The organism is Methanoculleus sp. (genome assembly GCF_030019085.1).
GTDB lineage: Archaea > Halobacteriota > Methanomicrobia > Methanomicrobiales > Methanoculleaceae > Methanoculleus.
This window is the reverse complement of the sequence record NZ_JASEFJ010000002.1, coordinates 101,293-126,947: the sequence shown is the minus strand read 5'-3', so window position 1 is coordinate 126,947 and position 25,655 is coordinate 101,293. Positions and strand designations below refer to the sequence as shown.

Genomic DNA, 25,655 nt, shown 5'->3' with positions numbered 1-25,655 from the left:
TTTACACGGCAGTAATCTTATGTTGCTCCGCGCGGTACCTTTAAATTGGAGCAATGACCGACGGACCGACCCCGGCAATGCGGCAGTACTACGCGGTGAAGGCACGTTACCCTGATGCCATCATCTTTTTCCGGATGGGAGATTTCTATGAGACCTTCGGGGACGATGCCAGCGTGGTATCCCGTGAACTCGACATCACCCTTACAGCCCGCGGCAGGGACCGGAACGGCGACCGGATGCCGCTTGCGGGCGTCCCCAACCACGCCGCCGACGGCTACATCGCACGTCTGGTGAGCAAGGGCTACAAGGTGGTCATATGCGACCAGGTGGAGGACCCAAAGACCGCTAAAGGGATCGTGAAACGGGAGGTCACCCGTGTGATCACGCCGGGGACGCTGATCGACTCCTCGATGCTTGGTTCGGCCGGCGCCCACTACCTGATGGCGGTCGCCCCCGATCGGGCTGACTCATTCGGTCTCGCTTTCCTGGATGTCTCTACAGGTGAGTTCTTTGTATCATCTGGCAGCGGGGAACGTGATTACGCCGATATCATCTCGGAGGTCGTGCGTTACCGCCCGACGGAGGCTATCGTCCCCGAGAGGCTTGGAGGCCCCCTCCCCACCAGACTGGAGGCCCTCGGGGTGACAGTGAGCCGTTACCGCGACGATGCCTTCGACCCCACAGTCGCATACGAACATCTCTGCAACCAGTTCGGGACGACGACCCTCGACGGCTACGGGTGTGCGCAGATGACGGGAGCCATCGCTGCGGCAGGGGCGGCGCTCCGCTACGCCCAGGAGACCCAGCAGTCACCACTCCCTCACATCTCCGGGTTATCGACCCGGGTGCCCTCTGAGAAGATGCTGCTCGATGCGATCACCCTCCGGAACCTCGAGATCACAACTCCTATCCGTGGAGGGAAAGATGCAAACACCCTCCTCTCCACACTCGATCTCACCGAGACGCCGATGGGAAGCCGGACGATGAGGTCATTTCTGATCGCACCGCTGCTACGGAAGGACGCCATCGAGGCACGACTCGATGCGGTGGAATGGTTCTTTGACCACACCATTGAGCGGCAGGCACTTCGTGCAGCTCTCAACGATGTTGCCGATATAGAGCGGATCGCCGGGAGGATCGCCTATGGAAATGTCGGTCCCAGGGATCTCGCAACGCTCAGGGAGTCGCTCGAAACGATCCCGGACATAAAGGCACTCTTTGACGCCGACGCGCCGCCCCTTATTCGCGATGCTCTGGGGATGATGGGCGACCACGCATCTCTTGTAGACCTGATTGGCCGGGCGATAGTCGACGACCCCCCGGCACTCGCCAGATCGGGCAGCATGATCCGCGAGGGTTTTAACGCGAAACTCGACGACCTCCGGCACCTGGCAACGACCGGGAAGGACTGGATCGCTGAGTTCCAGCAGCAGGAACGGGAGAGGACAGGTATCAGGTCGCTCAAAGTCGGCTACAACCGCGTCTTCGGCTACTACATCGAGGTGACAAAACCCAACCTGCACCTGGTTCCACCGGAGTATGAACGCCGGCAGACAACGGCGAACGGCGAGCGCTACACCACCCCCGAACTCCGGGAGAAGGAGGCGATGATCGCGACCGCGGAGGACCGACTCTCGGCACTTGAAGCGGAGGTCTACGCCGAACTCATCAGAACACTTGCAGCAGAGGTTCCAGGGCTGCAGGCGACCGCCCGGGCTTTAGGGTTGCTCGACGTTTATTCGGCGCTCGCCGAGGTTGCCGCACGCTACAACTACACCAGGCCCAGGATCGAGGAGAGCGGACGGATCATCATCCGCGACGGCCGGCATCCTGTGGTAGAGCGGAACCTCCAGGCTCCGTTTGTCCCTAACGACACCGAACTTGACAGCGCCGGTACCCAGATCATGATCATCACAGGAGCAAACATGTCAGGCAAGTCCACCTACATGCGGGCGGTGGCGCTCTGCTGCATCATGGCCCAGATGGGGAGTTTCGTCCCGGCGCGGCATGCAACCATCGGGGTTGTCGACCGGGTTTTCACAAGGGTGGGGGCGTTTGACGACCTGGCATCCGGGCAGTCCACGTTCATGGTCGAGATGCTGGAACTCGCAAACATCCTCAACAACATAACGCCGCAGAGCCTCGTCATTCTGGACGAGATCGGGCGGGGAACAAGCACGCTGGACGGTTCTGCCATCGCAAGGGCGGTGGTGGAATTCCTGCACGGGAGAGCAGTTGTGGGCCCGCGAACGCTCTTTGCAACTCATTTCCACGATCTGATCGACCTTGAGGGGTCGCTTGCGCGGGTGAAGAACTTCCATTTCGCGGTGAAGGATACCGGGACAGATGTTGTCTTCCTCCGTAAGATCATCCCGGGAGCGACAGACAGGAGTTATGGTGTCCACGTCGCCCAGCTCGCAGGTGTCCCGAAGAAGGTTACCGACCGGGCAAGACAACTCATGAAAGAGGCATCGACACGGCAACTAACCGACGGTCCGCGGGCCCCCCTCTACACCCAGATGCTCCTGATCGATCCAGGCGAAGGTGTTGTGGAGGAGAATCCAGCGGTCAAAGAACTCAGAGATTTGAACCTGAACGAGATGACGCCGATAGAGGCGTTGAACACCCTATGTCGTCTCCAGAAGCTTGCAAACGGCGAGGATGAAGACCGATGACAGAGATCCATCTCCTCGACCCCGAGACCGTGAACCAGATCGCCGCCGGCGAGGTCGTGGAGCGGCCGGCATCGGTAGCAAAGGAACTCCTGGAGAACGCGATCGACGCCGGCGCGACGGCTATCCTCCTTGAGATAACCTCGGATACGACCGGGATAACAAAGATCCAGGTGACTGACAACGGGGAGGGTATGACACCGGAAGAGGCCGTCCTTGCGTTCCAGCCTCACGCAACGAGCAAGATCCGGGATATCACCGATCTCTCCAGGATCCAGACACTGGGGTTCCGTGGCGAGGCGCTCGCGAGTATCGCCGCGGTCGCAGAGGTGACCATGATCACCCGGCCTCGGAGAGGCGGGGCGCTCAGTGGCACCCGTGTGTTGGTCAGGGGCGGCGAGGTCGTGGAGGTGGGCGAGGTCGGGGCGCCGGAGGGGACGACGGTCAGCGTCGAACGCCTCTTCTACAACACACCTGCCCGCCGGAAGTTCCTCAAGAGCAGGAACACGGAGCTTGCTCACGTCTACGGCGTTGTGGAGAGTCTGGCGCTGGCGCATGACGAGATCGCCTTCCGGGTGGTGCACAACGGAAAAGAGCGGATGGCAACCCAGCGATCCGCCGGACTGCTTGCAACCATCGCAGGGCTCTATGGTGCCGATCTGGCCAGGTCGCTCCTGCCCGTTGAAGGGAGACTCCCGTTTCTTACCATCCGCGGTTACATATCCCGCCCCTCTGAGAACCGCGGGAACCCATCTCAGATCTCTGTCACCATCAACGGACGATGCATCGTCTCCCGCAAGATCGCCGCCGCCGTCAGGGAGGGCTACGGAAACCTCCTGCCAAAGGACAGATACCCGGTAGCGTTCATGGATCTTGCGATCGATACAGGGCTTGTGGACGTCAACGTCCACCCGACCAAAAGAGAGGTCCGTCTCTCCAGGGAACACGAGATCCTGGAAGCGGTAACCGCAGCGGTGAGGGGGGCGCTCGCAGGGCACGATCTCTCCCGTGATTCGCCAGAAGAGTCGGCACAGCAGCAGATCGTGGTGGATAACAAGCAACCGATGCAGGTGGCGCGGGAGGCCGACGCGATCTACTCTGCCGGGCACCGGAGACCGGGCCTGGCCGATAAACGCCTCCGCCGAACGGAGAGGGAGGGTGAGAAGAACCTCCTCCCTGAAATGGAGCCGATCGGACAGGTGGCTGCAACCTACATCGTGGCAGAGGGGGTCGACGGTAGCCTCTACCTCATCGATCAGCACGCCGCCCACGAACGGATCCTCTACGACCAGGTCGTTGAGCAGCGTGATGCCGAATCCGCCGCGCAGGAACTGCTCGTCCCGGTCATCCTAACCCTACCCCCGAAAGAGTCCGCCGCGCTACGGGAGGCGATCCCCCTCCTGAGGGGGGAGGGGTTTGTGGTGGATGAGTTTGGCCGGGACACCTTCGCCATCCGGGCTGTTCCCACCGCCCTCGGTGCGGTCGAGGACGCCGCCGGGACTGTCAGGGAAACGATCGCCGACCTCCTAAGCGGGGATGTACGCCCCCACACCGACCGCCGGGAGGCGGTCACCTGCATCATCGCCTGCAAGGGCGCGATCAGGGCCGGCACCCCCCTCACGCCCGAGCAGCAGCGACTGCTGATTTCGCAACTCGCCCGGACGAAGACCCCCTGGACGTGTCCTCACGGAAGACCGACGGTTGTGGCGCTCGATAGAAAGAGACTCGAGAAGATGTTCGGGCGGACATGAGTCCGCCAGTTCAGACCGGGCTGACAACCGGTCTTGAAGCCTCACCTGCCACACCGGGTGCACGGAGGTAGGTTAGCAGGTCATCGAGAGTATCCACATACCTCACCTGGATCCCCAGGTTCTCCTGGAGGTAGGTCTTTGCATCCATGACAACCGGCAGCTGGCGCACGATCCTCAGGTTGCCAAGTAACCGGACCTCCTCCCGGTAACCTATCACCTGATTGTTCTCCGCCGGCAGGAGGAAGAGTGTCTTTCCGCTGCGGTAAGCGGCCTCTGCCTTCTCCAGAACACCGCCGATCGGGCCGATCCTCCCGTTCTCATCAATGGTTCCTGTCACCGTAACGCTCTCGTTGAGGGGGAAACCCTCCAGCACCGAGGTGAGAAGTGCGGCCATGGCCGCTCCTGCACTCGGGCCATCGATCTCAGAGACCTCTTCCGGGCTCCTGATGCTGAAGATGACATCCGTCCCTGATAGATCCACGCCAGAGTGATTGGCAGCAGCAGCGACCGCATGGTTTGCAGCGTCCTGAAAGACCGTCCCCATCAACGGTGTGGTCTGGACAAGGACGCGCCCCTTTCCGGGCGCCACTTCAACCGAGATGTTAACCATCCCGCCTTCGGTTGTAAACACCTCGTAAGGGAACGGGCCACCCTGTTTGACCTCAACGCGCTGGATTACCACCGGCACCTGCATGGTTGCGGCCCCGGCCGTCGTTGAGGCTGGTGCGAGAGTTGTGGCAGACGGGGTAACGACCTCCAGCGGCCCTTCGAGAGGGAGGTCACCACCAGGGGCGAGGATGACACCCAGGAGTAATATATTTACAGCAACCGATAATACGAGCAAAACCGCCAGGGTCTTTTCCAGCAGGCGCGTATTGTTACCCATTGATCTACTCTATTACTTTGGAGAAGATGTAACTTGCGCGGTCGGAGACGATATAAATTGAACCCATCATGCCTCAAACCCGCAAGAGGTGGGGCAGAATGGAAGGAGAACGGTATAGTCCTCCACCACCCGACCACCCCCGGATCCATATCCGGCGGATTCATCTGACCGGGTATAACCTGAAGGAACCGATTTGAGGGTCTCCAATCGCCCGGAAACTATAACACCCTGACCGCTCAAAGCCACATCCGGCAGAGGTCACGTGTCGCCCGGAAGACGTAGAGCCTCTCGTCATCGAGGGCCTCTTCGTCGACGACGAACGAGACGAACCCCTCGCGTGCGAAGAGTTCCCGGACTTCGTCAGGCCCGGTCAGCGACGAGACGAGGAGCAGAACCCGCCCGAAGGGCGAGAGCACCCGGCCGGCATCCGCGACGAACCGCTCGATCGTCGCCCTCCCTGTCGGGCCGCCGTCGAGGGCGTACTCCAGCCAGTCGTCCATCCGCTCCCCGGGCGTTGTCGGGAGGTATGGTGGGTTGAAAAGGATGAGGTCAACCGGCCCTGAAATCCCGGCGAGGAGGTCTGTCCGTACAACCTCCACCCCGCGGGCGCGGGCGGATACAACCGCGTGCGGGTTGATATCGGTGCCGACCAGAATCGCCGCCCTGCTCATGAGGGTGGCCGCAATATAGCCACTACCCGTCCCCACCTCCAGCACACGGTCGTCCGGCTTGACCTCCCGGAGCGCCGCCCGAAGGAGTAAAAACGAGTCCTCGGCCGGTGGGTAGACCTGGTCGCCCGTGTTCATACTCAGCGCCCCGCAAGTCTGTTTGCGATCAATGCAAACTCCTCCAGCGAGAGGTCCTGTGGCCGCCGTTGAAGGAGTTCATCGGGGAGATCCTGGATCGCACCCTCGATCAAGCCCGGAGGAAACACCGTCCTCCCGCTCTGGAGCCCTTTACGCACAGTCTTTCGCCGGTGAGAGAACAGCACCCGCACAACGTCAGCGTATACTTCCCGATCCGCGATCGGGTACGGTGGTTCGTGCGGTATGATCTGGACAACCAACGAGCGAACCTGCGGTTTCGGGCGGAAAGAAGACGGTGAGAGCTCGAGCAGTGGTTTTACGGAGGCGTAGGTCTGCACCATCACCGATAACCGACCCACGTTAGCGGTTCCAGGCGACGCGATCATACGCTGGACGAACTCTTTCTGATACATCAGGATAGCCGCCTCAAACCCGATCTCAAGCAGTCGGAACGTAATCTTTGCAGAAACAGAGTATGGGAGGTTTGCGACGACGATATCAAACGGCGGGATGTCCACCTTCCTGGCATCACCCTTGATTATCTCCAGACGCCCCTCCCCGATCTCGTCGGCAAACGTGACCTCGAGTTCTTCCACCAGAGCAGGATCAATCTCTACCGCGATAACCTCCGCACCCCGTTCAATGAGTGCTCGAGTCAGGATCCCCTCACCGGGACCTATCTCTAGCACCCGCCGACCGGAGACATCGGCAAAACCGGCAATCTTCTCGACAGCCCTGCGGTCGATGAGAAAGTGCTGATCCCTGGGAGCGCTCATCTCGATGTGAATATGTGATACTTCTCGTCAGGATCCTCGATCTCGTGCAGGATCCGATTGATTATCATCCTCTCCGGGTGAGGAAGTGACCTGATCCGCCTGGAGATCTCATCAAAACTCTCAAACGGTTTCTTCTCCCGCTCTTCAAGGATCTCCCACAGAAGTTTCTTCCCGATGCCGGGGAGCAGGTGCAGCATGTGAAACTTAGGTGTGATCGGAACGGACTTATTGAAGAAGTCAACGAACCGCTGCTCGTTCTCGTGGACAATCTGCTCGACCACAAACGGCAACTCGAGCTTCGCTGTCGCTGTCAGGTCCTCATACCCGATCCGCCGCTTGACACGCTCGATCTTATCACGCTCCTCATCCCCGATGTAGACGCGGTCGTGGATCTGGATGTCCGCACCAGGTTTCGGAACAAGCTCAAGCAGTTTGAACTGGTCCACCCCTACCGCCTGAACGACCGGTTCGCGCCTGTAGCCCGGACGCTGGTCGCCACTAACATGGCCCAAAGGAAGGACATCCAGAACTACTGCGTTCACCTCTTTCTTTTCGGCTCTCATTGGCTTCACCCCGGGAAAGGGGGGTCAGAAGTGGGTCATTACCACTTCGAGAATCTCGTCCAGCTCTTCCGTCGTCAGATTGAACCGTTCTTTGGCGTAGATGGCCCGCAGTTCATCCCTGGTTCGGGGCATCAGGTTCGCAATCCGGTAGGCAATATCCTCTTTCATCTTCTCGAGTTTCATCAGGTCGCCAACAAGGGCACGGGCTTTCTCGGAAGATGTCTTTGAGAAGCGATTGGCATGCTCAATGCTCTTACGGAGCTCGTAGGACATCTCGTCCCCCGACTCAAACCGGGTTGTCTCCACGGCAAGGAGAATATCCCGCACCTCGGGGAGCAGTATCCGCTCTTCGCTTACAACTCGTTTTACCTTCATGCCAATCACTCCACTATCCTGGATGGTTATAGTTTCTGCGCTTTTAGGTGTTGCGGTCTCGCAATAACCTGTTTTATCGTATCGCCGTCCCTAACCTCGAGCACCCATGCACGCCCACGCCGCCCGATAACCGTACCGGTCTTCCCGTGGAACCGACGGTGGGGCATCCCCTTCTGGACGCTCGGTTCGACCACTACATGCACCCTCTGCCCTATCTCAAAGTTCTGAATCACAGAGGTTACAGGAGGGATGCCACGTCTTCTCAGGTCTTTCTTGAACTTATACCGCGTCTTCTTGCGTGGTCCATTGTGATGTGCCATGATTACTCACCAAACTCATTTGCTGTTTCGACCTGCACCACATCGAGGCTGACTACACGTGCGGTGCGCCCCAGGATCTGGGCAAGGCTGGGCCTGGTTCTGCCGCTGTCACCCGATACCAGTTCTTTGATGTAGAGTCCCGCTTCGCCGACGACTTCTACCCAGTATCTGCCATCAACACTACCCGTACACCCGATATCGATGACCCGCCGCTCCCGAACTTTATCCGCCCGCCGGTGTGACACCCTTGTCGGGGTGCGCTGCCGAATCGTTGCACCTTTTAACTGATCGAGGGCTGCCCTGAACTCGTCTGGTGTTACAGAACCGTCGATCTCGACCAGGATCCTGTATTTTTTATGCCCTTTGTCGGATTTAATGCTTTGCACCATCTTCCGATCTGCCCATCCCTCGATCTGGACCGCCACACGACCGGCAGCATCCCTGTTTATCTTCTCCTCAAGCACCGCGAGATCCATCGACCGCTTCCGGGGCGCCTCTATCTCCATCACAAATGGCCGGCCCGACCCAAGCATCCTGGCATCGATATCCTCGCGACCGGCACCGTGCAGGATCGCGTTCTTAGCCTCAAATACCTCGATCGCCGGTCGGCCTATCAGTTCCTCAACGGAGTCAGGATACTGTTTCCCGGTGTAGTTGCACCGTTCGCACCCAGCTCCACGGCAAGCCCGGCAATCCCAGTGGGTCTGCGGGATCCCGCGCTCGTATTTCAGGTACCGCCCGGCGAAAAAGACCGGGTTGACCTGCACCTCAACCGCACCTTCGCCGAGATCGAGAATTGCAACCACGTCGGGGTTCTTAAGGTCAGCGTCCTTCCCTATGAGCGCCGATACAGCCTTTCCAACCTCCCTGTTCATCTCGGCTTTAAGCGGTTCGGGGTCGTGAAGACCAAGATCGCTCCAGACCATCTCTTCGCTCTCCGCAACAAGCGGCGGCACCCTCGTCCCGATAAGGAAGGTCTCAAACTCTATACCCGACAAAGCCCCGACAACCTTCTCTGCCCAATCATCAATCCTTGAGAGTTCACCGCCACAGACCCAGCAGGCGACCGGATCAGGTTCCTGGTGTGGCCTGTTTGCTGAAACCTCGCAGGTGATCCGGAGCGCTCTCCCTCGCTCATCGTTGGTCAACCCAAACGACCTCTTCCCGTAAAACCGTCCGAGACAGTGGTCGCAGATCTCGCCATATTCAAGGATTGATTCTACCTCTTCGATTATACCCAACCTGACTCCCTCCGGTCAATCTCATTTAAAAGGACAGTAATGGCATGATCGGCATGCAGCGAGCGCGGTCCGACAGAGTAGCGGTCGGCCCCGGCAACGGCCTCTTCCTCCTCCAGCGTAAAGTTCTGGTGGTCTGAGAGCAGGTAGTTCTCCGGGAGTTCAGGAACCTTCCTTACATCCTCCCCGGCCTCGTCGAGCACCGCAAACGGGATCTCTGCAAGCAAACGTGCAAGTCCACCGCGGCGGATATAGACCCCCGGGGTCGACTCCCGGAACTCATCTCCGCAGGGGATCGAGAGAGCCTTCTTGATAAGAGCGGCACTGCTCCGTTCGTCTGGAGAGAGTCGGCGTACCTCGCTCCCACGAAAGAGGATGGTCTTCTCCGGACCAGCTCCGCCGCAGAGGATGAGGTAACACTCCACATCCCGCCGCAGGTCATGGGAGAGGAATAACGAGGAACTGACGCAACGGCAGAGGAGATCCATCCTCCCCCCGCTTCCAGGTAGATCGTTCAGGCTGAAGTTACCGCTCGTTTCGGCAACGTGGCCCACGATAGCGAACCGTTTCATCTACCGGGTCCGCCGAACTTCTTCATCATGCGCTGCATGTTGAACTTGCCGCCATCCATGCCACGCATACCCTTTAAAGCGCGTTGCATTATCTTGTAGTATTTTATGAGCTCCCGGACATCCTCTGGTGTCACCCCGGCGCCACGGGCGATCCGCTGGACGCGTGCACTCCCGATTATCGAGGGGTCATCGAGCTCTGAGGGGGTCATCGAGTCCATGATCACCCGATAACGCTGCATCTTGGTGCTGGTGATATCGTAGGCTTCGTCCGGGATCTGCATGCCTCCCAGCGGGAGCATGCTCATGATCTGCCTCAGGGGCCCCATCCTGTTCAACGCCTCGAGCTGCTTGTACATATCCCGGAGCGTGAACTTCCCCTTGAGCATAGCGTTTACATCGATCTCATCGGTCGAGACCGCCTCTTCGGCGCGTTCAACAAGCGCCTTGAGGTCGCCCATCCCGAGCAACCGCGAGATAAAACCATCCGGGTCGAACCTCTCGAGATCCTCGATAGTCTCGCCACTCCCGATAAAGACGATCCCGCTCCGGGTCTCGGCGACCGCCGAGAGGGCACCGCCACCCTTGGCGGTACCGTCCATCTTGGTGACGATGACGCCATCTATCCCGATCGCATCGTGAAACCTGCGGGCCTGCTCGCTTGCCTGCTGCCCTAGCGCCGCATCGATCACGAGCCACCGATGGTCAGGATGCGCGATCTCATTAATCTGGATGATCTCCTGGATCAGGTTCTCCTCCAGGGCGTGCCGGCCCTGGGTATCGATGATGATCACCTCATACTGTTTGCGGAACCTTGGGAGACCTTCACGGACTATCGCAAGAGCGTCCGACTCTGCAGGGTCACCAAAGCAGGGAACGCTGATCCGATCACAGAGAGTCTTTAGCTGATCGTAGGCGCCGGGCCGGAACGTATCGGCGCAGATCACCGCAACCCGCAACCCTTTGCGCTGGAAGTATCTGGCAAGTTTCGCCGTCGTTGTTGTCTTCCCGCTCCCCTGCAGCCCTGCCATCAGGATCGTCTGGGGCTCAAGCGAGACCTCACCCGTTCTGCCCATAAGCCGGACAAGTTCCTGGTAGACGATCCGGAGAACGTGCACGCGGACACCCATTCCTTTCGGGGGTTCTTCCTCAAGCGCACGTTTCTTGATCGACTGGGAAAGTTGCATCACCAGCCTGACGTTGACATCGGCAGAGAGGAGGGCCCGCTGGAGATCGCGTACCAGTTCATCGACAGCCGCCCGGTCGATCACGGTCTTTCCGGAGAGTTTCTTGACGGCGTCCTTCAATGAGTTACCCAGGGTATCCAGCATCAGTCCCCACCACCCAGCAGTTCATCAACCATCGCCCGGGGCTCAAACGGCATGATGTCGTCATAACCCTGCCCCGTCCCGAGGAAGAGGATCGGTTTTCCAACGGTGTGTGCGATCGATATCGCCGCGCCCCCACGCGGGTCCATATCCGCCTTGGTCAGAACGACCGCATCGGTGCCGACGGTCCTGTTGAACTCATCGGCCCGGATTACCGCATCGTTCCCGGCCACCGCCTCATCGACGTAGACGACGAGATCCGGTTTCATCACCCGCCGGATCTTCTCCAGCTGGTTCATCAGGTTTGCCCGGTTGTGGAACCGGCCGGCTGTATCAGCCAGGACAACATCGATGTTATGTGCCTTCGCGTACTGAACGGCGTCAAAGAGAACAGCGGATGGATCGGCACCGGGCTGATGGTGGACAACCCGGATGCCGAGACGGTCAGCATGGGTAACGATCTGCTCGATCGCACCCGCCCGGAAGGTATCCCCGGCACCGATCACAACCGAGAACCCGTTCTTCTGCAGGTAGTGGCCGACCTTCGCGACTGTTGTGGTCTTTCCTGTACCGTTCACACCGGTAAAGAGGATCTTCACCGGGCGTTCGTGCTCCTGAACGTAACGCAGGAGATCGAGACCCTCGCCAAGCACACCACAGAGGGCCGAGCGCAGGGTAGATACAACCAGATCGTCCACAGAGGCGCCGAGCCCCCGGTGCCGGCCAACCAGATCTGCCCGCATCCGGGAGATGATCTCGTCCGTGACCGGGAGGGCAACATCGTTCTCCAGGAGAACCATCTCGAGTTCGGCAAGCGGTTCCTCAATATCCTTCTCCCGGATAAGGATCTCCCGCTCCCTGACGAAGACCTTTACCCTGTTTATGAGAGTAGGTCTCTCCCGTTCTTCTAGCGCTGCAGGCGGTTCTGGCCTGGCAAGAGGGGGTGCAGCCTCCGCCGTCCCGGAGGTTTGCTGGGGCTCAACCTCCACCTCCGCAGCCTCCTCGATATTCGAGGCAAATTTAGTCCGGATATTCTGAAGTTTCTTCTTTAAAGAGTCAAACATTATCAACTTCCGCCACGGCCTGCCTGAGCCTGCCGGGCCGCCCCGTACGCCGCCTCAAGTCGCCGGGATACCTCCGTGGCCCGTGCCTGCAACTGCTCAAGCGAACCTGCGACCTTCTTCTCCAGCGCCTCAAGTTCGGTTATCCGGCCTTCGAGATACTTCACTGCGTCCTCTGTAGACCACTCAACGGATACATCTGCCCCGAGGTTCACGATTGCATGCCCGGTGTCAAGAACTTTCACCCGCAGAAGAGCGCCGCCGCCAATAGGGAGAAGGACTGTGGCCTCTGCATTCTCCCGGACCGCAAGAAGGGTCTCGATGGCGGCAGCAGCCTCAATCCGCTGTTGCTCGATCATCGAGAGTTGCTGCGTAAGGATCTCGATCTGCTGGGCGTACTCGTTTAAGTACACCTGAAGGGTCTGTATCTCGCGAGGGTCTACCTGGTCCACATCACTCACCATCTACTACTTTAACCGATTCGATCGTGATATAATTTCTCTTCAGGCGATGTTTGCTCCCAATATCAGTGAAAACCCTCTCTTTAGCCAGGTTCTCGTTCGCTGCTGTGACCACTTTGCGAAACGGTTTCCACTCTTTATCGATCCTGCACGCACCTACAATCTCAAAATACTGGTTCTCCATGAAATATCACTCCAAAAACCCAAGAACTTCCTCTATTCTACCCAGCTCAAAACCGGTAGTGGCGGATCCAGCGAGATAACCCTTGCTGTTTGCAAGCAACCCTGTGCCAACAAGACCGCTTCCCATGTTTACCGACCCGAGACCGATCGGGAGATCGACCACCCGTTCAAGACTTTCGATCTCCATCTCGTTGGCCCTCGGGTGAACAAGGATACCCCTGTTAGTAGCAAAGCCGGCCATACCAACGGTCTTGATGCTTCCAAGTGAGAGCCGGATCACCGGCACGGAGAGGAACGACCCGATCTCTTCGGCAAGATCGACCGGCATCCCGGGATGAACTGCGGCAACGTAATCATTCGCGAGAATTACGTTGCCCGCCGCATTCATCGAGCCTTCGAGCAGGAAGATATCCCGGTAGTCGCTCAGGACAGCGAGTTCCTCGTCGGCGGCAAGGCCACTGACGACCAGTCCACGACTGTTCCCCGAAACGAGTGAACCGATGATGCTACTCTCCTGGATTGAGGTCTTCACGATCTCAACATCCAGCTCACGCTCGAGCGCCGTTGTGAACGCCGCTGGTGCAACTGGGTGGACGATCGCTATATCCTCAAATACGCGGGCGAAGACGCCTATATTCGGATCCCCGGCGAGATCGATCGTTCCGGTCATCTCACTCCTCGGCGAGCTCGGCCTGGACCTGCCCGTCCTCGAACTTCATCGCGCGGACGCGGATCTTTCGCGGAGGCTTCTCGCTCCCCCTCTCCCAGACCTTCTCGTTAATGCTACGATCGAGTTTGACATCCTCGCTCTTCATGTTCCGCACCAGGAAAGCTCTGATATCCCTGATAGCGGTGTTGCACCGCTTCCGCCGGGGTGCACGCTTAACGTCCCGGAGAGGGATGACATAGATATGCTCCTTCAGTGTCTCTACCATAGTTCCTACACCTTCAGACTGCTCCGTCTCCAGTTCCGCCGCTTCGGGTGCGACGTAACCTTACGGTTGGTTCTGATCATAACCCATGCGGGCACACGGCGGTTCTGCTCGCATGCCTTTGCCAGCCGGATCTTCCGGCCCTTTGTCAACTTACTCATGATTCTCACTCTCGATGATATTCAAGCCTCTCTCGTGCCAACAACCAGAGACTGGAGGTGATGAGGAGGGAAGAAAGGTGCCGGGTCGATACCGCGTGCACGGATTGCGCCCCGGATCTCCTGCTCATAGTCGCCGTTCCCGATGCTGCCCGTCTCTCCGTAGCGGACCAGAAGAAACTTTTCTGCAAGACGTTCCACCTCGAACTTACCGTACCCAAGGAGCGGTCTTACGTAAGAACAACCGGTGGTCATCTCCAGACGCTGGACCTCAGAGCGGTCGAGACCTGGAACACGGTCTTCCCTCCGGATACCGTCAGCGACCACCGCGTAGTCTCCGGCCAGCATCTCTACCGCCGTCCGGTGAACCATATCGATCGCATCATTAGGGTAACCACAGGCCAGTAGAAGGTCTACAGCCTTATCAAGCAGATCGAGTCCGAGCACCCTTTTACGGAAAGGAAGGCCAAGCGCGGCCGCAGCGGCACGCACCTCCGGGACCTCCCGGTCAGCATCGAAGACACAGGTATTCAGTTCTACCTCATAGTCGCGTGAAAGCATGATTGCCGCCAGCGCGCTATCTTTTCCTCCCGAAAAGAGCAACCCCACTTCCATTTTTATTTCCGCATTATCCTGAAATCTTTCTTTGATGGCGTCAGCTGGACCAGTATGGTTTTTAGCTGTTCATCGGTGATCCGTTGCCGGATCCGCCCGCTCTGGGCCAGCATAACCAGCTGCTGTTCAACAGCTTTTGCAAAATCCGGCCGTGTCAACTTGATGGTATTTAGCCTCTCCCTCGCTTCAGGCTCGAGGATCTCCATCAAAACAGTTCGGATCTGTGCAGCCATCTGCTGTTGTCGTGCCAGCTCCTCCTCCACAGCCTGTTGCTCCATCGCCTGCCGCTGCATCTGCTCCAGTCTCCGGCGACGGAGTTCCGCGAGTTCGTCATCAACCATCAACCAAGCCTCCTTCGATCAGTAGTTTGCAAGTTGCGGTGCAACCTCAGCAGCCTCTCTCTTCAGGCTATGAGCGACATTATCGAGGAACGATCTGCCCGCCGGGGTGATCGTACGCCCCTCACTTGACCGGGTGACGTAACCGGCTGCCTCGAGCTGCTGAAAGATCTTTCGCACAATCGAACCGCTTCCCCTCCGGAACTGATATGGGGACGACCCACGGTCACGTTTGCCACCGTAGGCTGAGCGCATCCTCTGTGTCCCGACCGGACCGTCGGTGTAGACGCGACGGAGAACCGACGCCGCCCGTACATACCACCAATCTTCATTCTCTGGCGGCATCTGCTTGTGTACCCCCGTCTTTGCAAATGCGGCCCAATCTGGGGGCTGGATCTGCTGATTTTTCTTGAGTTCTTCTGCCACCTGCCGGATGAACATATCGGCAGGGATATCATATACAGTTGTCATGGATGAACCTCACTCTCGCTAACAGTCTTTACATATTCGTCCGGTAATGTTTTATATATTTCGAGGACTCGACCCTGAAGATCCGTCCCGTCGTTCCTTGAGAACAAGTGTCCGACCTCGAACCTCGACCAGAACCGCACCGGCAACGTCCGCCACCTTTACAGGATCGACCTCGGTATTGCGTAGCCATCGCACCTTGACGACCTTCCGGCTCTTGAGCTGCCTCCGGATCTCATCGATCATGACGCTCGTGACACCCTGTTTCCCGATCCAGACGGTGGGTCTTAGACCCTGAAAAGACTCCATGCTCATAGCCGCAGCCTCCCTGTCGGGTATCGCGAGCGATGCCCACAGTTAAGGCAGGTGACGACCACCCGACCCCGGTGAATCCGGACCCTCGCGTTTGAACCAGGTACCAGGTATGAGTTGCACCTGCGACAGAACCGGCGTTTCAGCAACGGTTCGATCCGCACCCGGTGACGCATACCTATCTTGCGGGCCAGTTCCACGCACCGGTTGCTCCACTCCGGGTTCTCAGGGTAGAACTCGGCGGCCCGCTCAAAGAGAATGTCAATCCTCTCCCGGGCAAGCCTGCGGGAACCCGATTTTCGTGTCGTGTCTACCATGGTGCGATCAGTTCCGGCGGTGGATCTTGAATTAGAGGTGTGAGGCCATATATAAATTGATGCCGGCCTATGGCCGGATCCGGACGCGTCGCCCCTCAACGATCAGGCGATCCTCGCAGAAAAGTTTGACAGCAAGGGGGAGTGCCCTGTGCTCTTCAGCAAGTATCCGTTCGGCCAGTGCTGTCTCGTCATCATCCTCAAGAACAGGGACGCATCGCTGGATGACGATGGGACCGGTATCCGTTCCATCGTCCACCAGGTGAACGGTGCAGCCCGCAACCTTCACCCCGTACTCGATCGCCTGCCTCTGCGCGTGCAGCCCGGGGAACGCCGGCAGCAGGGCGGGGTGGATGTTAATCATCCTGCCAGAGAACTCGCGAACTATATCTGACCCCAGTATTCGCATATATCCAGCAAGTACGAAGAGGTCAGCCTGGAAATCCCGCATCGCAGCAAGAAGAGCCTCTTCGTATGCGGCTTTTGAGGCGAAGTCTGCGTAGTCTATGACCCTAACAGGTATACCGCCGTGTTCCGCTCGCTCGATCGCATAGGCACGGGGGTTATCGGTGATCAGCCCGACACCAATCCCCGGGATCTCGCCGGACGCGATGGCGTCGATCACCGCCTGGAAATTCGATCCCCTGCCGGAGGCAAGGAAGGCAATGCGCTTCTTTCGAAGAGGTATCACTTGCTCCATGTGGTAATCATCCTCCGGGCTCTACACCGCCGCCTTCCCTGATCACTCGAGGTTCGACGATCAATTTCACCTTGACGATCCGACGGCCACGCATCTGCATAACCACCAGGGTGACGTTGCTCTCCTCGATCCTGACCACCTCACCGCGGCGCGGAATGTGCCCCAGCCTTTCGATGACCAGCCCCCCGATACTCTCGTAGGTGTCCATCAACGGGAGATTGAGTTTCAGATCCTCGTTTATGTGCTCCACCCATGTCCGCGCGTCGACCAGGTATACCCCTTCCTCGATCTGCTGGATCTCGGGCTCCTCCTCATCGAACTCGTCCATGATCTCACCGACGAGTTCCTCGAGCATGTCCTCAACCGTCACTATCCCGGCAAACGACCCGTACTCGTCGAGAACAACGGCCATGTGCTGTTTCTTCATCTGGAGATCTTTTAACAGGTCATCGATCTTCTTGCTCTCGGGGACAAAGTAAGGCTCGTACATCAGGTCCCTGATCGTCGCTCCCGTCTGCTGCCGAAATACCGCAGAAAAGACGTCTTTCACATTCAGGAGCCCAACGACGTTGTCGATATGCCCGTGGTAGACAGGGAGCCTGGAGAAACCGGTCTCGTTGAATATGGTAAGAGCATTCTCGAGCGTGGCCGTGTCCTCGATCATGACAACATCCACACGGGGTGTCATAACCTCGCGAACCGTCGTGTCGCCAAACCGAAGAACAGAGTAGAGCATGTCCCGTTCCTCCTCCTCGATCGTCCCCTCCTCTTCCCCAACGTCGATCCACTCCTTGAGTTCCTCCTCCGTGACGACCGGTTCGGCAGTCTCAGCGCTGGAGATAAAATGCCGCCGTATGCGTTCCGAAACCCAGAGGATGGGTGAGATCACCCGCGAGAGGAAGAGGATCGGCCTGGCAACAGCGAGTGCCAGAGACTCGGTGTGCCGGGAAGCATACATCTTCGGTCCGATCTCGCCGAAGATCAGCATCAGGATGACGGTAACACCGGTTGCGATCCCGACACCGAGATCGCCGTAGATCCCTATGGCGATCGCGGTCGCCAGCGATGCAGCGGCCACGTTGACCACATTATTCCCTATCAGGATGGTGATAAGAAGAGAGTCTGTCGAGCGTTTCAGGGTATCGAGCGCTTCCGCTCCCTTTCGACCCTGATTTAAGAGGGCACGGACCTTTGCCCGTGTTATCGATATGAGGGCGACTTCTGAACTCGAGAAGAAGCCCGAAAGAAGCAGACAGATTATAAATAAAGCGATCTCTACAGCCAGAAGGTCTATGACTACCATTTACTCCACGCCGCATAGAACGGCAGCATCCAGCAATCGCATATTGCCGGGATTAATGGATAAGGTCTCATTCAGATGTAATAAAACCAGCGCTTCAGAAGAAGGCCTCCTTCAAAGCCACCAATTCCCGCGAAAGAAGCACGATCTTCTCTTCGGCTGAAAGCGCTGCCGGAAAGATCATATCATCTATCTCAAGGGTGAGCAAACCCGGATACCCCCGGTCGGCAAGGTCTGCAAGCACCCCCAGCGCATCCGGGTCGTCATGGATGGGGTGATGCGGCCGGCCGTTCCCTCCAAGTGCACTGACATGGACGTTTACAATTCGCTCGATGCAGAGATCGAGAAAACGCCCCACCTCCGCCTGGGAATTCATCATGGCATGTCCCATATCAAACGTAAGCCAGAGCCATGGCTCACGTTCGAGCACCTCAGCCACATCCTCTGCCGTTGCGAGCAGGGTGTTTATGCGCGGTTCCATATTCTCGATCGCCACCTTCACCCCTGTCTCCTCCGCTACCTCCTCGAGCCTCGCGACGTAAGTCTCAAACCTCTTGTAGTCTGGGGCGCTTGGCTCTCGTTTCGCCGTTCGTCTCCCTGGATGGACAGTGACAACGGCGGCGCCGATCCTCTCCGCCATCCGTATCGCCTCGATCGTGTATTCGACCGAGATCTCGGCAACCCTGGGGTTTATAGAGCAGGGGTTCAGGTCAAGCGAGGGGGCATGGACTGTGATGGGCGAGAGTTCCGGGTGGCCGGCGATACAACCCGAAATTTCATCTTCAGGGCAACCGCGAACCCAGAAGTGCGGCGTCTCAACCCAGAACTCAAGGGAATCAAGACCTGATTCACTGATGTAGTCAAAGATCTGATCGCATGTGTACTCGTGAAAGAACATGGTTGAGACAGCGAAACAACCCATAATACTACTTGATATAAAACATTGGCATAATAGGTTTTGATGATGCCTGGCAGTCATGCCACCAGTCCGGAACGGTTCGGTAGCCCGATACTCCGGGTTTCGGAGGTTTCCGGGCTTATATGCGACCTCCTTGATGACGCACGCCTGCACCAGATCTGGTTGCGAGGAGAGGTGACCAATTACCGGAACCATAACTCCGGCCACCGCTACTTCTCACTCTCCGAACAGAGTGGCGGGAGGATTGCAGTGATCAACTGCGTCATGTGGCGCACCACCGCATCAGCACTAACCTTCACCCCGAAAGACGGTATGGACGTCCTTGCCTGGGGGTCTGTGGAGGTCTACGAACCGCACGGCAGGTACCAGTTTATCGTCCGGGAGATGATCCCGGCAGGCCCTGGCGAGCGATTTCTCATGGTCGAGCGATGGAAACGTGATCTCGAAGCTGAAGGGTTATTTGAGCCCGGGCGGAAACGCCCCCTTCCGGTCTTTCCCCGACGTATCGGCGTTGTCACATCGAGTAGCGGCGCAGCGTTGAAGGACATTCTCTCTGTAATCTCCAGGCGTTATCCTGTCGAGGTGATCGTCTCGCCGACGGCCGTCCAGGGTGATGGGGCGCACACCGAGATCGCGGAGGCGATCCGGCGGATCGACGGGCTTGTAGACGTAATAATCGTCGGACGTGGGGGTGGGAGTTTCGAGGACCTTTTTCCCTTCAACCACCCGGAGGTTGTGCGGGCCGTTGCCGCGTGCAGGACGCCGGTTATCAGCGCCGTCGGACACGAGGTGGACACCACCCTCTGCGATTTTGCGGCAGACCTCCGGGCGCCAACACCCTCAGCAGCGGCGGAGCGGGCGGTGCCCGAGCGGCAGGAAGTACTCCGTGAACTTCGAGGATACGAGGAGCGGATTCGCTCCCTTGTCCAGCAACGCCTGGAGAGAGCACAGAGCGATGTTGATGACCTGCGGGAGCGGATGCACCCCCGCCGACTCGCGCGCCGGGTTCACGAGCGTATGCAGCGGCTTGCCGAACACCAGGAGCGCCTTGAGAGGGCTGCACTTGCCCGGCTACAGCGTGAGCGCTCCGTCCTCACGGAACTCAGCACGAGGCTTGAAGCGCAGAACCCGCTTGCCGTACTCGATCGAGGCTACTGTATCATCGAGTCAGACGGGAGGATCGCGCGGAGTGCGCGTGATCTCCAGGCAGGTGAGCACGTGGCGCTCCGCATGAAAGACGGCCGGGCGAACGCCGTTGTGGAGGATATAACGTATGACAGAGACCTTTGAAGAGATGCTTGAAGAACTCCGGGAGATCATCCGTAAACTCGAAGACGGTGATACGAGCCTTGAGGAGAGCATCGCCATCTACGAACGCGGCGCGCTCCTTGTGAAGCGGTGCGAGGATCTCCTTACCACGGCCGAGATGAAACTCACTGAGCTCGGGCGCGACCGCTGAGAGATCAGGACTGCGGCGGATGCGCAACGAGGCATGCTGGAGCAGTGGGATCAGGAGACCTTCACCCACGATCAGTTCTCATCGTCGGGGATCTCCACCTCCAGTTCTACAACCAGTTCCTCTCCTCGCTGGAGCGCCGCCACGAAACCCCCGGGAAGGGTCACCGCAACCCTGTCGGAGCGGATGCCAACAGTCCGGTCGGAGATGAAGTCGCTCCGCCGCCATACGAGATCGGTCGGGTGATCGAGGCTGAGCGCTGCGCTGCCTCTTGAACGGACGACGACCGTCTCGCCCCCTGCAGTAAGTCGGGTCATCAATACCGCCCGGTCGTCCCGGAGTAGCGCCCTCAGGTCGGGATCGAGGTCGGCGGCACCTTTGTCGGCGGCCACGCCGATGATACAGTCACCAGCCTCTGTCAGTGTCATATCCTTCGTCACCTCAAAAGTTGTCGGGTGGGTTGCCCTGACCAGAGGATCTCCACGGGCCCGCACCGTATCCCTTGCCTTCATGCTTATTAGGAGAGGGGTGCCATTGATAATGAATGATCAGCATCGTCTGCCCCGTCTGCAAGGAAGAGTGCGAACACACGGTTCTCCGGGAGACCGGAGATCTGGTTGTGCAGTGCTGCGAGTGCGGCCATGTGCACCGGATGGAGAGACCTGTCGAACCTGCGACCATCACCATCAGGACGATCGTGAGCTATGAGACCGAGTCGAAGGTCTGCAGTGTGGAGGCCTTCGAGGACGAGACAGTCTCCATCGGCGACCGACTCGCGGCGGAGTGCGGTGACGAGGTCTTCGGGGTCGAGGTCACCGGTATAGAGGTTGGGGCAAAGCGTGTTCGGTCTGCAGTTGCCAGGGATGTGACCACCCTATGGACAAGGAAGATCGACCAGGTCGTTGTGAGGGCGTCGATACACACCGGGCGCACGACCATCCCGCTATACCAGACGATGGACGGCGAGGAGGAACTGGTCGTCGGAGAGACCCGCTCTTTTGCGGGCAGACATATCCGTATATCTCATATCAAACTCCGTGACGGCCCCTTGATGCGAAAAGAGGGCTGGAAAACCGTGGCCCGGCGTGTAAAAAGGGTCTATGGTTACCTGGATGGGCGTTCCAGGATCAATGATACCTCAGCGCCCGGAAAGAGGGCCGAAAGCAGGTAAGCCCGTGATGAGGGGGCGGCAGTATCAACTTCAAACAACCGAGTTTCCGCCGCAAACCATGATCTCCTGATATTGTGACCTGCTCGACTCAATCCGGTGCAGGTTCCGGCATGTGGCGCCGGATCGCAGCCTCAAGATCCTCACGGTGGACGAGCCCCTCCATACGCTCTTTAACCCCGCCATCCGCGACCACAAGGATCGTGGGGGTTACCCGTAGGTTGTACGTCCTGATGTACTCCGGGTTTTTGACAGCATCTATCTCCTCTATCTCTATACCGAGATCCTTTTCCACCTCACGAAGGATTGGGGTCTGCTCCTCGCAACCCATGCACCCTTCCTGGTAGAAGCATATCACTCTTATCACCATATATGGCAGAACGCGCAGCGATTATAAAAAACTGTGGGGTTACCTCTACCCCGTTATGCCGCTGAGCGTGACGCGGGCGTTACCATAGCGATAGATAATGACCAGGGAATCGCTGGTCTTATCGACGACCTGGCCGAAACGCAGCGCCGGGGTCGAGTTGGTCTCGCCACTCAGCGGGATCTCCGGCGATGTAGTTAGACCGAGCGTAACCATATCACCCACAGCAGCCTCCGTGAAGTTGAGGCCAATCCCATCTGCGTCTTCCTGGCTGAGGTTCATCTCAAGGTCGTTACCACCGTAGGAGAAACTGATGGTCTTTGTCTCACCCTGTCGCATTCCAATAAGCCCGGCGGAGATGGCGTTGGTCTCAAACCCGAGCAGGCCAAAACCGGAGAAGCCGGTGATCGGAGGGTATATGACGGGGAGGACGGCAATGTTCTCACCCGAGACCTGTGCGCCGACCTGCATCTGCAGGCGCTGTGTCAGGAGAGGAGTGTTCCCTTTCCTGTATTCGCTCTCAAGGAGAGTCTGATCGGTCGTGATGATCGCGCGTCCATCCTCGGTGAAGATGGTGTAGTCGATCACCGCTATATCACCAACCTGCGCGGCAGGTTTCTGCTCGAAGATCGGCGCCAGGTATGTCCCCACCATGGCCACTGCAAAGATGACCGCTATCAGCGCATAAGCCCATTTCATCTGTCCGGGGCCAGCGTCCTTTGAAGTTTTCTGCTGCTTCTTTTTCATTAGGAGTACAGTCATCCTCGCGTGAGATAATAGTGTTCTGGAGACTGGATCATGATTATGGAAAGTTTTATATACTTATAATACTACCTTAAAGTTAGCCTCGGGTGAACCGACCTTCCGGGGCGAACAGAACAAATAGGGGGTGATTAGGATGGCAAGAATCGAGCGTGCACCTTACAGGACAATCTGGCAGGAGTTTGACGACCTCATGGCCGAGATGGAGAGCAGGTTCCAGTCGCTGCTCGGTGGGATAGGCATTGGCGGTGAGGATGTCAGAGGACGTGCCCTGCCGGCAGTACGTGATCTCCGCGTAGACGTCAGGGACCACGAAAACGAGGTGATCGTCGTCGCTGACCTGCCTGGTGTCGAGAAGGAGAATGTAAGTGTCCGGCTGATCGATCCACGGCACATGGAGATCACCAGCCAGCGGACAGATGAGACAGAAGAAGAGAGCCAGGACTTCTTTGTCCGGGAACGCGTCTACGGCCAGATTAGCCGGACGGTGCCGCTTCCCACCGAAGTGACCGAGGATGGAGCAAGAGCGTCGTTCAAGAACGGCGTTCTTGAGGTCCGGCTAAAGAAAGTGGCAAAGGAAAGGGGGACGTCGATCCCCGTTGAGTAAACCCACTAAAATAACCCCACTTTTTGCCCAGATACTATTATTAACTGTTATAACCGAATGGTTCATGATCGCTCGGCGTGAAATTATCATGATGGAAAAAAAGAAAGTCAAGGATTACATGACATACGATGTCGTCACCATCGACGCTCACGGGACAGTCAAAGACGTCATTGATACAATAAAAAAGACGCATCATGATGGTTTTCCGGTTGTGGAGAAGAACTCCAACCGGGTGGTGGGCTACGTCTCGGCGCGGGACATCCTATTTGCACACCCTTCAACACCGGTCGAGCAGGTGATGTCCCGCCACCTCATAGTCGCCGACCCGGAGATGAGCGTGAACGATGCCGCGCGTGTCATATTTCGCTCAGGCATCCAGAAACTCCCGGTTGTAAACGAAAAGAACGAACTCATCGGGATCATATCAAACGCCGACGTTATCCGATCCCAGATCGAGCACGTATCGCCAGAGAAGGTCTTCAAGTTCATGGAGACCCTCAAGAAACTCTACGGAATCGAGCCGACACTGAGGCGAGGTTCAGTCCCGATAGACGAACTCCTGCCAACGCAGTCAAAGATCTACGAGGACGAACTCGAAGGGAGGATCTACGAGATCAAGAAGGGGCTCGCCGAACCGTTGATCGTCGTCCGACGACCAGGTCGCTGGATCCTTGTCGACGGGCACCACAGGGCGATCGCGGCGAAAAAACTCGGTATCAAGAACCTGGATGCCTACATAATAGAGATCCGGGAAAATATTGAACTGGGGATGGAGCGGACGGCAAGGGCACTCAACCTCAAATCGCTCGACGACATCAAGGTGCTCGATTACGCCCGCCATCCCCTTGTCGCGCTGACCCACCGTCAGGTGGGGCACGGCTAGGATCCCTCAATCCGGGCATCATACTTCTCATTCAGGGCGTGCACTTTTACCACCTTACCTTCATGGATTGTCACCTCGGGCCAGATTCTTGCCCCGGCGTGAACGACAACACCGTTTTCCAGCACAACGCGGGGGCCTATAACCGTATCGTGTTCAAGGTTGCAGCCGCTACCAGTGAGCGTATCATTATCGATGATACTCCCGCTGACCGTGGTGCCTCTCCCTATCTCCACCCGATTGTAGATTGATGATGAGAAGATCTTTGCACCGTCCTTGATGACGCAATCATCCCCGACACTGGTGTAAGGGCCGATGATGACGTTCTCCTCTATTATCGTCCCTGCACCGATAGAAACCGGTCCGATCACCCTGGAGTTTGAACCGATCGAGACAGAGCCCCCAATATGAACCGGACCAAGGATTCGACCGCCCCTGATGACGACGTCTCCGGAGATGCTCGTGGACACGATCTCCTGCAGTTTCCAGCGCTCAGCCTCGCGCAGCGACCGCGGGTTCCCCACGTCAGACCAGTTACCGCGGACGGGCCAACCCTTAATGACGTAGCCCTGCTCCATCAGGGCAGGAAAGAGGTTTCTGGCAAAGTCAAACTTCTCCCCCGTCGGGATATGGTCGAATATCGCCGGGTCGCAGGCGTATATCCCGGTGCTTGCCAGGTTCGAGAAGATCTCCCCGGGACCAGGTTTCTCTCTGAACCGCTTTATCCGGCAGTCTGCATCGATCTCGGCTATCCCATAACCGGTCGGATCGTCAATGCTTATCAGCCCTATGGTGGTGATAGAATCATTGGCAAGGTGTTCGTGATATAGTTCAAGCAGGTTCAGGTCAACCACATGATCGCCGCCGACTACCAGAAACGGCTGACCATCAAGGTATTTCCGGGCATTCTTGACGCTTCCCGCCGTCCCGAGTTTTGTCTTCTCGTGGACGTAGGTTATATTGACACCAAAGAGCGATCCATCCCCGAGTGCCCCCTCAATGGCCTCACTCATGTAACCGAGGGTGATCACCACATCGTTAAACCCCAGGCCTGCGAGGTGTGAGACCAGGTGCTGGATCGAGGGTTTGTTGACTATCGGGATGCATGGTTTTGGACGCCCGAATGTGAGGGGGCGGAGCCGTGTGCCCTCCCCTCCGCACATTATGCACACCTTCATGCCACTCCATTGTGTGCGTATTGATTTAACCCTATTGAGATCGAATCGGCAGGAGTTTATCACCGCCTCTCCCACGTTAGAAGCCATTGAGTCAAGGGTCTGTAATACTGATCATCTCTCCCGGGCAGTATGCGCAAAGACTATCAAACCAGTAAAACTCAGGTTGCGGCACAACCGCCAGAATGCCGCAGA

The 25,655-nt window shown here is 57.9% G+C and carries 34 protein-coding genes; 7 read left to right on the top strand and 27 right to left on the bottom strand.

The features are described 5' to 3' along the window. The first annotated feature begins 53 nt into the window (after positions 1-53). Positions 54-2,675: a DNA mismatch repair protein MutS gene (gene mutS / locus QMC91_RS01835; RefSeq protein ID WP_300234513.1), complete on the top strand. Its 2,622-nt coding sequence runs from the start codon at positions 54-56 to the stop codon at positions 2,673-2,675. Then, positions 2,672-4,423 carry a DNA mismatch repair endonuclease MutL gene (mutL, locus tag QMC91_RS01830; RefSeq protein ID WP_300234510.1) on the top strand — a complete coding sequence of 584 codons (1,752 nt, stop codon included), beginning with the start codon at positions 2,672-2,674 and terminating at the stop codon, positions 4,421-4,423. The genes mutS and mutL overlap by 4 nt, the downstream gene beginning before the upstream one ends. 10 nt (positions 4,424-4,433) lie before the next feature. Here the strand turns inward: mutL and QMC91_RS01825 are convergent, their stop codons facing one another. The 23 genes from QMC91_RS01825 to QMC91_RS01715 all read right to left on the bottom strand — a co-directional run bounded on the left by QMC91_RS01825 (position 4,434) and on the right by QMC91_RS01715 (position 19,024). Further along, on the bottom strand, positions 4,434-5,309 hold the full coding sequence (locus QMC91_RS01825; RefSeq protein ID WP_300234508.1) for a S16 family serine protease: 876 nt from the start codon (positions 5,307-5,309) through the stop codon (positions 4,434-4,436). 236 nt (positions 5,310-5,545) lie between these two features. Beyond that, the gene (locus QMC91_RS01820) at positions 5,546-6,115 is read right to left on the bottom strand and encodes a HemK2/MTQ2 family protein methyltransferase (RefSeq protein WP_300234505.1); all 570 of its coding nucleotides are present in this window, start codon (positions 6,113-6,115) and stop codon (positions 5,546-5,548) included. A gap of 2 nt (positions 6,116-6,117) precedes the next feature. After that, positions 6,118-6,891: a 16S rRNA (adenine(1518)-N(6)/adenine(1519)-N(6))-dimethyltransferase RsmA gene (gene rsmA, locus QMC91_RS01815; RefSeq protein WP_300234503.1), complete on the bottom strand. Its 774-nt coding sequence runs from the start codon at positions 6,889-6,891 to the stop codon at positions 6,118-6,120. Then, positions 6,888-7,454 carry a DUF655 domain-containing protein gene (locus QMC91_RS01810; RefSeq protein ID WP_300234500.1) on the bottom strand — a complete coding sequence of 189 codons (567 nt, stop codon included), beginning with the start codon at positions 7,452-7,454 and terminating at the stop codon, positions 6,888-6,890. Before QMC91_RS01810 ends, rsmA begins: the two co-directional genes overlap by 4 nt. 24 nt (positions 7,455-7,478) lie before the next feature. Further along, positions 7,479-7,829, bottom strand: coding sequence for an RNA polymerase Rpb4 family protein (locus QMC91_RS01805; RefSeq protein WP_300234497.1), 351 nt, complete (start codon positions 7,827-7,829; stop codon positions 7,479-7,481). 26 nt (positions 7,830-7,855) lie between these two features. Next, positions 7,856-8,149, bottom strand: a complete 294-nt coding sequence (locus QMC91_RS01800; protein WP_300234494.1) for a 50S ribosomal protein L21e — start codon at positions 8,147-8,149, stop codon at positions 7,856-7,858. A gap of 2 nt (positions 8,150-8,151) precedes the next feature. Further along, complete coding sequence (locus QMC91_RS01795) at positions 8,152-9,390, bottom strand: tRNA pseudouridine(54/55) synthase Pus10 (RefSeq protein WP_300234491.1); 1,239 nt, start codon at positions 9,388-9,390, stop codon at positions 8,152-8,154. Beyond that, entirely contained in the window at positions 9,381-9,959 is a 579-nt protein-coding gene (gene trmY / locus QMC91_RS01790) for a tRNA (pseudouridine(54)-N(1))-methyltransferase TrmY (RefSeq protein ID WP_300234488.1), read from the bottom strand. Before trmY ends, QMC91_RS01795 begins: the two co-directional genes overlap by 10 nt. Further along, positions 9,956-11,287, bottom strand: coding sequence for a signal recognition particle protein Srp54 (locus QMC91_RS01785; protein ID WP_300234485.1), 1,332 nt, complete (start codon positions 11,285-11,287; stop codon positions 9,956-9,958). The genes trmY and QMC91_RS01785 overlap by 4 nt, the downstream gene beginning before the upstream one ends. Next, the gene (gene ftsY / locus QMC91_RS01780) at positions 11,287-12,348 is read right to left on the bottom strand and encodes a signal recognition particle-docking protein FtsY (RefSeq protein ID WP_300234483.1); all 1,062 of its coding nucleotides are present in this window, start codon (positions 12,346-12,348) and stop codon (positions 11,287-11,289) included. Before ftsY ends, QMC91_RS01785 begins: the two co-directional genes overlap by 1 nt. Before the next feature lie 2 nt (positions 12,349-12,350). Next, complete coding sequence (pfdA, locus tag QMC91_RS01775) at positions 12,351-12,809, bottom strand: prefoldin subunit alpha (protein ID WP_300234481.1); 459 nt, start codon at positions 12,807-12,809, stop codon at positions 12,351-12,353. Next, positions 12,799-12,990, bottom strand: a complete 192-nt coding sequence (rpl18a, locus tag QMC91_RS01770; RefSeq protein WP_300234479.1) for a 50S ribosomal protein L18Ae — start codon at positions 12,988-12,990, stop codon at positions 12,799-12,801. Before rpl18a ends, pfdA begins: the two co-directional genes overlap by 11 nt. Before the next feature lie 6 nt (positions 12,991-12,996). Beyond that, entirely contained in the window at positions 12,997-13,659 is a 663-nt protein-coding gene (locus tag QMC91_RS01765; protein ID WP_300234477.1) for a translation initiation factor IF-6, read from the bottom strand. A 1-nt stretch (position 13,660) separates the two neighbouring features. Next, entirely contained in the window at positions 13,661-13,924 is a 264-nt protein-coding gene (locus QMC91_RS01760; RefSeq protein WP_300234474.1) for a 50S ribosomal protein L31e, read from the bottom strand. A gap of 5 nt (positions 13,925-13,929) precedes the next feature. After that, positions 13,930-14,082, bottom strand: a complete 153-nt coding sequence (locus tag QMC91_RS01755) for a 50S ribosomal protein L39e (RefSeq protein WP_300234471.1) — start codon at positions 14,080-14,082, stop codon at positions 13,930-13,932. Between the two features lie 21 nt (positions 14,083-14,103). Continuing rightward, positions 14,104-14,694, bottom strand: coding sequence for an alpha hydrolase (locus QMC91_RS01750; protein ID WP_300234469.1), 591 nt, complete (start codon positions 14,692-14,694; stop codon positions 14,104-14,106). Positions 14,695-14,696: 2 nt separating this feature from the next. After that, positions 14,697-15,035: a DNA-binding protein gene (locus QMC91_RS01745; protein WP_300234468.1), complete on the bottom strand. Its 339-nt coding sequence runs from the start codon at positions 15,033-15,035 to the stop codon at positions 14,697-14,699. 18 nt (positions 15,036-15,053) lie between these two features. Then, positions 15,054-15,503 (bottom strand): 30S ribosomal protein S19e, encoded by a 450-nt coding sequence (locus tag QMC91_RS01740; protein WP_300234466.1) that lies wholly within the window; start codon positions 15,501-15,503, stop codon positions 15,054-15,056. 51 nt (positions 15,504-15,554) lie between these two features. Then, a complete protein-coding gene (locus tag QMC91_RS01735; protein ID WP_300234463.1) occupies positions 15,555-15,815 on the bottom strand; it encodes a YhbY family RNA-binding protein in 261 nt (86 codons plus the stop codon). Continuing rightward, on the bottom strand, positions 15,812-16,129 hold the full coding sequence (locus QMC91_RS01730; protein WP_300234460.1) for a ribonuclease P protein component 4: 318 nt from the start codon (positions 16,127-16,129) through the stop codon (positions 15,812-15,814). Before QMC91_RS01730 ends, QMC91_RS01735 begins: the two co-directional genes overlap by 4 nt. A 67-nt stretch (positions 16,130-16,196) precedes the next feature. Beyond that, positions 16,197-16,826 carry a phosphoribosylglycinamide formyltransferase gene (gene purN / locus QMC91_RS01725; protein ID WP_300234457.1) on the bottom strand — a complete coding sequence of 210 codons (630 nt, stop codon included), beginning with the start codon at positions 16,824-16,826 and terminating at the stop codon, positions 16,197-16,199. A 7-nt stretch (positions 16,827-16,833) separates the two neighbouring features. Continuing rightward, on the bottom strand, positions 16,834-18,129 hold the full coding sequence (locus tag QMC91_RS01720) for a hemolysin family protein (protein WP_300234455.1): 1,296 nt from the start codon (positions 18,127-18,129) through the stop codon (positions 16,834-16,836). Between the two features lie 94 nt (positions 18,130-18,223). Continuing rightward, complete coding sequence (locus QMC91_RS01715) at positions 18,224-19,024, bottom strand: sugar phosphate isomerase/epimerase (protein ID WP_300234452.1); 801 nt, start codon at positions 19,022-19,024, stop codon at positions 18,224-18,226. Between the two features lie 63 nt (positions 19,025-19,087). Between QMC91_RS01715 and xseA the strand changes: the two genes are divergently transcribed. Together xseA and xseB are read left to right on the top strand one after the other, a co-directional pair. Further along, the gene (gene xseA / locus QMC91_RS01710) at positions 19,088-20,335 is read left to right on the top strand and encodes an exodeoxyribonuclease VII large subunit (protein ID WP_366944352.1); all 1,248 of its coding nucleotides are present in this window, start codon (positions 19,088-19,090) and stop codon (positions 20,333-20,335) included. Then, complete coding sequence (gene xseB / locus QMC91_RS01705; RefSeq protein WP_300234449.1) at positions 20,319-20,504, top strand: exodeoxyribonuclease VII small subunit; 186 nt, start codon at positions 20,319-20,321, stop codon at positions 20,502-20,504. The genes xseA and xseB overlap by 17 nt, the downstream gene beginning before the upstream one ends. 71 nt (positions 20,505-20,575) lie before the next feature. On the opposite strand, the gene QMC91_RS01700 is transcribed toward xseB, so the two are convergent. Further along, on the bottom strand, positions 20,576-21,013 hold the full coding sequence (locus QMC91_RS01700; protein WP_300234446.1) for a DUF371 domain-containing protein: 438 nt from the start codon (positions 21,011-21,013) through the stop codon (positions 20,576-20,578). A 32-nt stretch (positions 21,014-21,045) separates the two neighbouring features. Between QMC91_RS01700 and QMC91_RS01695 the strand changes: the two genes are divergently transcribed. Then, positions 21,046-21,672 carry an HVO_0476 family zinc finger protein gene (locus QMC91_RS01695; protein ID WP_300234443.1) on the top strand — a complete coding sequence of 209 codons (627 nt, stop codon included), beginning with the start codon at positions 21,046-21,048 and terminating at the stop codon, positions 21,670-21,672. An 88-nt stretch (positions 21,673-21,760) separates the two neighbouring features. Here the strand turns inward: QMC91_RS01695 and QMC91_RS01690 are convergent, their stop codons facing one another. Next, the gene (locus QMC91_RS01690) at positions 21,761-22,039 is read right to left on the bottom strand and encodes a thioredoxin family protein (RefSeq protein WP_300234441.1); all 279 of its coding nucleotides are present in this window, start codon (positions 22,037-22,039) and stop codon (positions 21,761-21,763) included. 45 nt (positions 22,040-22,084) lie between these two features. Beyond that, on the bottom strand, positions 22,085-22,735 hold the full coding sequence (locus QMC91_RS01685) for a hypothetical protein (protein ID WP_300234438.1): 651 nt from the start codon (positions 22,733-22,735) through the stop codon (positions 22,085-22,087). Positions 22,736-22,934: 199 nt separating this feature from the next. Between QMC91_RS01685 and QMC91_RS01680 the strand changes: the two genes are divergently transcribed. Both QMC91_RS01680 and QMC91_RS01675 read left to right on the top strand, forming a co-directional pair. Next, positions 22,935-23,405 (top strand): Hsp20/alpha crystallin family protein, encoded by a 471-nt coding sequence (locus QMC91_RS01680; protein ID WP_300234435.1) that lies wholly within the window; start codon positions 22,935-22,937, stop codon positions 23,403-23,405. Between the two features lie 91 nt (positions 23,406-23,496). Next, positions 23,497-24,288 carry a CBS domain-containing protein gene (locus QMC91_RS01675; protein WP_300234681.1) on the top strand — a complete coding sequence of 264 codons (792 nt, stop codon included), beginning with the start codon at positions 23,497-23,499 and terminating at the stop codon, positions 24,286-24,288. Here QMC91_RS01675 and QMC91_RS01670 read toward each other — a convergent pair. Then, positions 24,285-25,463 carry an NDP-sugar synthase gene (locus QMC91_RS01670; RefSeq protein ID WP_300234432.1) on the bottom strand — a complete coding sequence of 393 codons (1,179 nt, stop codon included), beginning with the start codon at positions 25,461-25,463 and terminating at the stop codon, positions 24,285-24,287. The genes QMC91_RS01675 and QMC91_RS01670 overlap by 4 nt on opposite strands. Between the last annotated feature and the right edge of the window lie 192 nt (positions 25,464-25,655).